Below are 7,920 nucleotides of genomic sequence, written 5' to 3'. Positions count from 1 at the left end.
CGGGGAGTTCGCTGGTATCGTCAGTGTTCTTTATGCTGCTACCTGAGCAAGTACTGGTGTACGGCGACTGCGCCATCAACCCGGATCCGACCTCGGAGCAACTGGCGGAAATTGCCATTCAATCGGCCGACTCTGCCACCGCCTTCGGTATTGAGCCGCGCGTGGCGATGATTTCTTACTCGACGGGCAATTCCAGCGCCGGCAGCGACGTCGAGAAAGTGCGTGAAGCCACGCGCCTGGCGCAGGAAAAACGCCCGGACCTGGTCATCGACGGCCCGCTGCAGTATGATGCAGCCATTATGGCTGATGTCGCACTGTCGAAAGCGCCCAACTCGCCGGTAGCTGGTCAGGCTACGGTATTTATATTCCCGGATTTGAACACCGGCAATACTACTTATAAAGCGGTACAGCGTTCGGCAAACCTGATCTCTATCGGTCCGATGCTGCAGGGGATGCGCAAGCCGGTCAACGACCTCTCGCGCGGCGCGCTGGTAGATGATATCGTTTATACGGTCGCGCTGACTGCCATTCAGTCGCAGCAAGTAGAAGGCTAATTCCGAGTTTGCATCGTCAGAAAAAACCACGCCAGCCATAGGCCGGCGTTTTTTTGTCCTGTGCGGGCCAGCTCGAACTTCCAGCGCTTGCGCCGTTTAGCCCATGTAAGGTAGGGCGCTATCTTCCCCACGCCCATCTACTTTTTTAACCTGTACCCAGATGCCGTAACCTTCCCATCACGCTCATCGGCTATTGTGCTGCTCTGTCGTCTAACGTCTGCGTGGCTAGAGTTCAACGCTCTGGCGTTATTACGGTTTAGCCACAGCAATAACGCTTTGAGGGAGTTCCTCTGGGTGAATTCGTCGCAGTATAGCCGGTAATTTTCTCCGGCGTCAGTCAATTGACTATCTCCAACTCGCTCCCCTATAGCGCGAACAGGCCATAGACCATGCAGCTAAATAGCGAACCCCGCAACCCGGCAAGTGTCATTCTCGAAATAAAACTACCTATGTTCAGTGAACGGTGCATCCGCGATATCAGCTCTTCTTCCGACTCGCGGCAGGCGGAATCGAGCATCCCTTCGCCGCATTGTACCCCGCCACCGACGGTTGCATCCAGATAGTTCAGACAAAAGTCATTGCTGGCGGTACGCCGATGAACCAGAACATTGCCCGCACCATAATGTACCACACAATATAACTGGCGCGGTGACGCAGATAACTGGCGCGGTGACGCAGACGTTCCGCGCGCATCTGCTGGCGGCTGACCTGGACGATGACTTCATTATTTTCAATGATAATGTCTACCCATTCCTCATCGGAAGACTAACTCCGTTGCTCCATCCTATGATACCACATTATGCAATGACGCGGACTGCTCCGTGTGGTATGATTAAACGGAAAAACCACTGATACATTTTATCATAACTTAGAAGGTTATTGCGACTTGATTAGTAGTTTTCACGCTATCTAATGATAATACCTGTAACCATCTGTCTGCCAGCAGACCCCATAGCTTGCCAAAAAGCCGCCTTTGAGCAAGTGACTGACTCCGGATTAAATAGAAAATACCCCGCCCGCTCTGCATGCGGAATATGGAGATGGCCATACGAGAACGCGTCACCAGGAACCAGCGACGGCAGCCGCGCTGGATAATAAAGATGCCTATGGGTTAAAATGTCCCCTACATCTCTCTCCCAGCAGAATATGCTGACAAGGCGTGCTAAAGGGAAAGTAAAACAGCATTTCATCAGATTTTCTGTCATAATTGCCGCGTACGGCGATAATACGCTGGCCGTAAGCATTAAACGCGATGGCGACTTCTGCCGGTCGATAATTTTCAGGCAGAGGATTGCGCGGACTGTGATTTAGAAAATAACCCAGAAGCAACATCGCCAGCTGGTGGCACTGCTTAAGTCAAACGCCGCCAGCAACTAGCGGGTGGTAGAAAAACATGAATATCGGACGCTATCATTAATATCATTTTTTTCTTCATATTGCGTGTGTGTCGACTATTGCGTATGTGTCGACCCGCGCGCCGCCGACCCCCGCCCGCCGCGCCCGTACAGACGGCGCAGCAGGCCAGGCTTAGCAAGGCTTTAGGCTGTCAGCGTCAGCGCTATCCTGTCGTGGATAGCGGGGATTGACGGGTTATTGCGCAATAAGGCCTGCTTACTACACCCGCCGCTTATTCAATTTTATCCCCTGCGCTTTTGTACTACAGTTAAGTCACTCACGTTATCCTGAAGGAGGCTTTATGCTTGACCTTTATTATGCGCCCACTACGCCAAATAGCCATAAAACTACACTGTTTTTAGAAGAGACCGCGGCACGCGTTATCAGCTTCACCGCCTGGATATTAGCGCCGGCGATCAATTCAAGCCGGCCTTCTTCACTCTTTTCGACGAATAACAAAATTCCGGCAATCGCTGAGAGAGAACCAGCGTGCGCCGTGCTGTTAATCCTGTTTGAATCGGGCGCTATTTTTGCTCTATCTGGCCGAGAAAACCGGATAACTGTTGTTGTCGCACGAACTGCGCGAACGGCACACTACTCTGTAATAGCTATTCTGGCAAATGGCGGGCTTTGGGCCAATGCTTAGCCAAAACTACTAATTTAGCCAAGTATGCCCTGGGAAAAGTGCCTGATGCCATCAAAATCGCCACCGTACTGAAACCGCACGACTGTATGGCTGTTAGATGAGCAGTTGCAGGATCATCATTATATAGCTGCATGTGTCCTCCCAAGGTCCAGACTCAGCTATTAACATTAAGCGGAGAATACCACCATGAAAATTTTAGTGACTGGCGGGACTGGGCTATTGACCAGCACCTGGTTATGAGACTACAAAACTTATCGCACTATGTTACCATGTTGACCCGCAATGCTCAGCTCGTGCGGCAGACGCTGGGACCGGAGATCGCTACTATGACCACGCTTGACCACACTGGCGCCGATAGTACATCTAAACGAGTTCGATGCGGCGATAAACCTTGTCGGCGAGCCTATCGCTGAGCTCCGCTGGACAGACGAGCAAAAAACAAGCTATGTCAGAGTCGCTGGGACGTCGCCGACCAATTGAGTCTACTGATACGCAGAGCGACAATCCACCGTCGGTGTTCATTTCCAGCTCCGCCACTGACTATTCTGGCTACTAGGATGATGCCCTGATGGGTATTTGTGAACGCTGATTATCGATTTCTCCCATACGCTATGGGCACTCTGGAAAGTTTGGCTCTATGGGCGCGTAGCGAGAAAACCCGCTTGTGTCTGTCGCGTATTGACGTGGTGGATAGGCCGCCGCCGGCGGCTTAATGGGCAAGGCTCTTGCTGCTGTACAAAGTCGGACTGAATGGCCCGATCGGCGACGGTAGGTATCCAGTTTATGTCCTGGATCTACATCGATGATATCGTCAACGCAATATTGTTCATGCAGACTATCGACAGCCTGGTGGGTGTGTTCAACGTGTCTGCCCTACCTATCCGATGCGCAATGAGCATTTTCGGCAATGTACTGTCTGGGGTCCTGGTCCTGCACTAGCCATTCTTCACCCGTGTGCCGGTGCGGGCGGTACAGCTGTTTCTCAGCGGATAACGGGCAATACCGAGGAGGCCGACCAAAGCCGGTTTCACTTTTTGCTTCAGCGAGCTAGAAGCGGCACTAAAACCTAACCGGAAATCGTCAACATCATATACAAATCTGCGCGGTTACTTAAAGAAAGGCCCCAGAGAGGAATTACTGCAGCCGCGGGCTTCTTTAGGCTGCCAAATACCTTTGACGGCGAGCCACTGCTCTTCGATCTCCCTATACAGGAAGATGATATGATTGGAAAGATGATATGATTGGAAACATGGCGCGCGAACTTTATTTCGCGCGTTGTCACCATTATGGTCTTGCCTTCTTTGGCCAGCTTTTACATGATACGCAGCACTTTGTTGACCAACTCCTGGTCCAGCGCCGAGGTTGGTTCATTAAACAACAGCGCCTCCGGTTCCATCACCGGCACGTTTCCTTAATTATGCGCGCGCCGGTGATGGAACCGGAGAGATTGATGGGGTATTTGGCGCTCTCGCAGGTGCCCTCGCGTCGTTTTTGCTGAGGCCCAGTCCTGCACCGTCTCTTCTATGACGTTTTCCAGCACGGTCGTATGGCTCCATCAATTAAGATGCTTAAATATCATTTTTCAGCCGGGTGTGTGCGGCAGCTGCAATTACTTTTTATCGAATACTTTTAGCTGGCTGTCATTATCGAGCAATAAATGAATATTTTCGTTATTCACGGCAATCGATCCTTATCTGGGCTTTTCCAGAAAGTTGATATAGAGCATTGGCGTAGGCTTTCCTGGATCTAGACCCTTGCAGCACTCTCACGCGTTTGCCGTGCAGAGATTCTAGCGTTGGGGTAATAATCTGGCTGCTATCTCTAGCGATCAGACACACTTTGGCGGCGCAAAGCTTATCGGTGGAGTTGGTTTCCTACTGGCTGGCGTTTTTTCAGTGATCGATAAAGAGGAGATAATCGCGTTTTTTGATGTTTTGGGTACTGCGTTGCCCGTGTAAATTAGCGTCGCTATCAAAAGGAAGAACTTTTATCAGCTTTTTTATAAAAAACCTTCAATATAATTATTCATTGCCTAGTATGGTGTGTGCTCTTTATTAGCCGGAACTATTTGCACATTTCATACTATCCGTCGTGCTGTACACGGTCACCCGCCGTCGCTCGTACGCCATTCATTCATTTAATTGATTATTAAAATATAGCTAGCAGCAAGTGTCAACCTCCTCGCCAACGCTGAAACAAATCTTGCGGCAGTACCAGATCAAATTGATCCAACGTGCGGTTGACCGTTTGGTCTATGATATCACTAACCTGAGCAGGCTGGTGATAAAAGGCCGGGACCGGGGGTGTGATAACTGCGCCGAGTTCAGCCGCTAGGGCCATCAGGCGCAGGTGGCCGAGATGCAACGGTGTTTCACGCACCCCGAGCACCAACCGGCGTCGCTCCTTTAGCACCACATCCGCGGCGCGCGTCAACAGACCATCGCTGTAGCTATTGACAATACCGGAGAGCGTTTTCATCGAACAGGGCAGGATAACCATCCCGAGGGTCTGGAATGAACCAGAGCTGATGCTAGCAGCAATGTCGCGGGAATCATGCACTACATCCGCCAGCGCCTGGACTTCACGCAGGCTATACGTCGTCTCCAGCGCCAGGGTTTGCCGCGCAGCCGGACTTATGACTAGATGGGTTTCAACCTCTGGCAGTGCGCTCAGCACCTGTAGCAGGCGAACACCATACACGGCGCCGCTGGCGCCGCTGATACCGACAATCAGACGTTTCATACCTTAACTCCCGCCAGTAGGAAAGACAATAAAAAAACCAGGCTTATTTGGCCACCAGGGCAGAAAAGATGACCAGTTGCCATGAAGCGCGGGTACAGCGGCACAGCCTACTGCACCCGCGCGGTACCGATCAACTTTGGTTATGTATTTCCAGATTTTTGACTTCACTATGGGGCGCGTAGTGCTTTAGAATCGTCATTGCGCGGCAATTCTAGATAATCAAGATGGCGCTAATCTGTGTTACGCGTGACGCAGATACCGTTAACTACTGAGATTCAAATTTATCCGCATCGGGATTAATCTCCCTGCGTTGCCCGTTTCAAATCGGACAAATCCTGAAATATCAGCGTATCAGCGCAGATAAGGAGCCGAATTTCATCCAACTAGCGACTGTGAACGATCAGCTTGGAACGAACTAGGCATATCGATGCCGTACATGTTCGGGAAGCAGATTTCTAGCACGGCGGAAACCAAATAAGCGTAACTGGCGGCCCTCCCTCCGCGCTCCCCTTCAACAACTTGCTAGGAATTCGTACCAGGCACGATAGAATCGTCCGCCAACAGCACACTTTTTTCGAAAAATTCGGTGCGGTTGGCATTAATATTACAGCGTACCGACTGCCGGCGGACTTGTTGACCGGGCCATGATGATGTAGATCGAATTTTATCGATGAACGAATCCGGCCGGGCGAAATAGACATACTCGAACAGGCACAGATGACACTGGGAGTTCTCGGCACACTGCCGGGTAAAAGGCTGATTTTTTTCTTAACGTACACCGCCTCGCCCAGCGCAATGTCGTGCAGAAAACCGAATCCTAGCGCTATGCTTTCGGAGGCTACGATATGCTCACTGCGGCCGTCGGCCACAGCGGCACGTTTGCCGATAACCAGATGGCGGATACCGTTGGGATCACGAAAAGCAAACAGACCATGACCGATTATCATGCCGACGCAGACGTAGACACCGCAGATTTGCTGATAGGTTACCACCGCCGCCGTGAAAATGTTGTCCGCCTCCAGCGGATAATCCAGGAAACGGTCCAGCTCAGCGGCGAAGATGTTAAGCAAGATTTCCGAATCGGAGGTGGTATTGACATGGCGCCGACCATTTTCAAATAGCTTTTTACGCAATTTGTAGGTGTTGGTCAGGTTACCGTTGTGCGCCAAGGTGATTCGAATAAGGAGTTGATGTAGAACGGTTTCTCCTTGAAGGTGCTGGAGCTACTGGCAGTCGGGTAGCGGGCCCATATTGCTCTACAGGCGTTGTATATGTCTAGCCTCGAAAATATCCTTAAGCAGTCCATTGGCTTTATGCAGGCGAAAGCAATTTAATATATTAAAGACAGACTAGTTTACCGGCATAAAACCGACAATTCCGATAACACTGCACATGTTGTCATTTCCTTATCAGCGTTACTGGGATAACTACTGCTCCGGTAAGAAACTCGACGTGCTTTGCAGATAGTCAAAAAACCACCTAATGATACCGCTGAATTGCGGTATCAGATGGGACTGCTGCCAGTCCTGGCTGTGGGAGAAACTGGTGAAGGTATCGAGAAAGAACAACGCCGCCGACACGATCAAAATACCCCGAAGCGCTCCGAAAAAGATGCCGAGTACCTGGTTGGTGCCAGATAAACCGGTTCGCTCCACTAGCGAGCTAATTACATAATTGACGATCGCCCCAATAATCAGGGTCGCCAAGAACAACAGAGCAATCGCGAGACCATTGCGCACCATCCGCTCATCAAAATTGGTGAAGTATATCACAAAGTAACTATAGTAGTGACTAGCGACAAAAAATGCATAGGCCCAGGTCACTAAAGATAATACCTCGCGCACGAACCCGCGAATTAAGCTCACCAGAGCGGAAAAAACAACGATGCTGATAATGACGTAATCAACCCAGATCATACATACATACCTTGATCATTCGCCCGGTCACAGCTAGTTCATAGCGAATTCTAACAGGAAAGGAAAACGCTTACGTAGGGAATTTATTCCCCTTGTTTTAAATAAATAACGGCGATTAAAAAAGCCAATCCTCGCAATCATATAGCGTAAAAAATCCGCACCGACCTTCCCTAGCGTCACACACGGTAAAGACTAAACATCCTGCAGCGCCACAGAGAGCAATGGTCACAGCCCGCGCTACAGCAGCGCCTCACGTCTGGCGCTTTGGCATTGTGTCACACTCGCACTCAGGCAGAAGTTTAGTGTACGCTATAGGGTCGCAATTGGCCGTTAAGGCCGCTCAACTGATTCAATTCGCCGAGCGCGGATTGCAGTTTTTCCTTGGATGCATCCGGACCGACAAATATCCGCGTAATCTGCCCCTGTGCCGGCGCCGGCGGCGAGGTATAAACGCGATAACCCGACAACCGCAACTTAGCGACGATTTCCGACACTTTATCGGCGTTTTTCAACGCGCCCAACTGCACTACCCACGCCTGCCCCTTCAGCGCCTGCAGTTTAGGCACAGGTTTTCTCTCCGGCCACACGGCCGATTTTTGCTCAGATTTGACCGCTGCAAGCAGCGTGTTTTTTATCTCCGGTGGCGCCAAGGTTTCTGACTGGCTGG

General features: G+C 50.9%; 9 protein-coding genes and 3 pseudogenes. 6 read left to right on the top strand and 6 right to left on the bottom strand.

Annotated elements, in window-relative coordinates; genetic code table 11:
• The coding region (gene pta / locus BG74_RS15520) for a phosphate acetyltransferase (RefSeq protein WP_244267094.1) at positions 1 to 554 on the top strand (554 nt) is incomplete at its 5' end.
• A gap of 137 nt (positions 555 to 691) precedes the next feature.
• Here the strand turns inward: pta and yfcD are convergent.
• Positions 692 to 1,295 (bottom strand): annotated as a pseudogene (gene yfcD / locus BG74_RS12110) (NUDIX hydrolase YfcD).
• 363 nt (positions 1,296 to 1,658) lie between these two features.
• The gene (locus BG74_RS15515) at positions 1,659 to 1,886 is read right to left on the bottom strand and encodes a metallophosphoesterase family protein (protein WP_244267093.1); all 228 of its coding nucleotides are present in this window, start codon (positions 1,884 to 1,886) and stop codon (positions 1,659 to 1,661) included.
• Between the two features lie 364 nt (positions 1,887 to 2,250).
• Between BG74_RS15515 and BG74_RS15510 the strand changes: the two are divergent.
• The 5 genes and pseudogenes from BG74_RS15510 to BG74_RS15505 form a co-directional block, all read left to right on the top strand.
• Positions 2,251 to 2,721: pseudogene (locus tag BG74_RS15510) on the top strand (glutathione S-transferase family protein); the annotation flags it as partial.
• A 110-nt stretch (positions 2,722 to 2,831) separates the two neighbouring features.
• Positions 2,832 to 3,008, top strand: a complete 177-nt coding sequence (locus BG74_RS12100) for a hypothetical protein (protein WP_187202454.1) — start codon at positions 2,832 to 2,834, stop codon at positions 3,006 to 3,008.
• A gap of 165 nt (positions 3,009 to 3,173) precedes the next feature.
• Positions 3,174 to 3,308: a hypothetical protein gene (locus tag BG74_RS18655; protein ID WP_256364172.1), complete on the top strand. Its 135-nt coding sequence runs from the start codon at positions 3,174 to 3,176 to the stop codon at positions 3,306 to 3,308.
• 70 nt (positions 3,309 to 3,378) lie between these two features.
• Positions 3,379 to 3,534 carry a hypothetical protein gene (locus BG74_RS00785; RefSeq protein WP_187202453.1) on the top strand — a complete coding sequence of 52 codons (156 nt, stop codon included), beginning with the start codon at positions 3,379 to 3,381 and terminating at the stop codon, positions 3,532 to 3,534.
• 298 nt (positions 3,535 to 3,832) lie between these two features.
• The gene (locus BG74_RS15505) at positions 3,833 to 4,093 is read left to right on the top strand and encodes a hypothetical protein (RefSeq protein WP_244267091.1); all 261 of its coding nucleotides are present in this window, start codon (positions 3,833 to 3,835) and stop codon (positions 4,091 to 4,093) included.
• A gap of 674 nt (positions 4,094 to 4,767) precedes the next feature.
• On the opposite strand, the gene BG74_RS00780 is transcribed toward BG74_RS15505, so the two are convergent.
• From BG74_RS00780 to dedD, 4 genes and pseudogenes are all read right to left on the bottom strand, one after another.
• Positions 4,768 to 5,337: a UbiX family flavin prenyltransferase gene (locus BG74_RS00780; protein WP_066595837.1), complete on the bottom strand. Its 570-nt coding sequence runs from the start codon at positions 5,335 to 5,337 to the stop codon at positions 4,768 to 4,770.
• A gap of 411 nt (positions 5,338 to 5,748) precedes the next feature.
• A pseudogene (locus tag BG74_RS00775) lies at positions 5,749 to 6,674 on the bottom strand (amidophosphoribosyltransferase); the annotation flags it as partial.
• 90 nt (positions 6,675 to 6,764) lie between these two features.
• Complete coding sequence (gene cvpA / locus BG74_RS00770; protein ID WP_066595836.1) at positions 6,765 to 7,253, bottom strand: colicin V production protein; 489 nt, start codon at positions 7,251 to 7,253, stop codon at positions 6,765 to 6,767.
• A 299-nt stretch (positions 7,254 to 7,552) separates the two neighbouring features.
• Positions 7,553 to 7,920 (bottom strand): cell division protein DedD (gene dedD / locus BG74_RS00765; protein WP_187202452.1); only part of this gene is annotated, 368 nt, incomplete at its 5' end.

Origin of the sequence: Sodalis-like endosymbiont of Proechinophthirus fluctus (genome assembly GCF_001602625.1) — a bacterium.
GTDB lineage: Bacteria > Pseudomonadota > Gammaproteobacteria > Enterobacterales > Enterobacteriaceae.
Note: the sequence above shows the minus strand (reverse complement) of the source record. Positions and strands in the feature narration are given on the sequence as shown.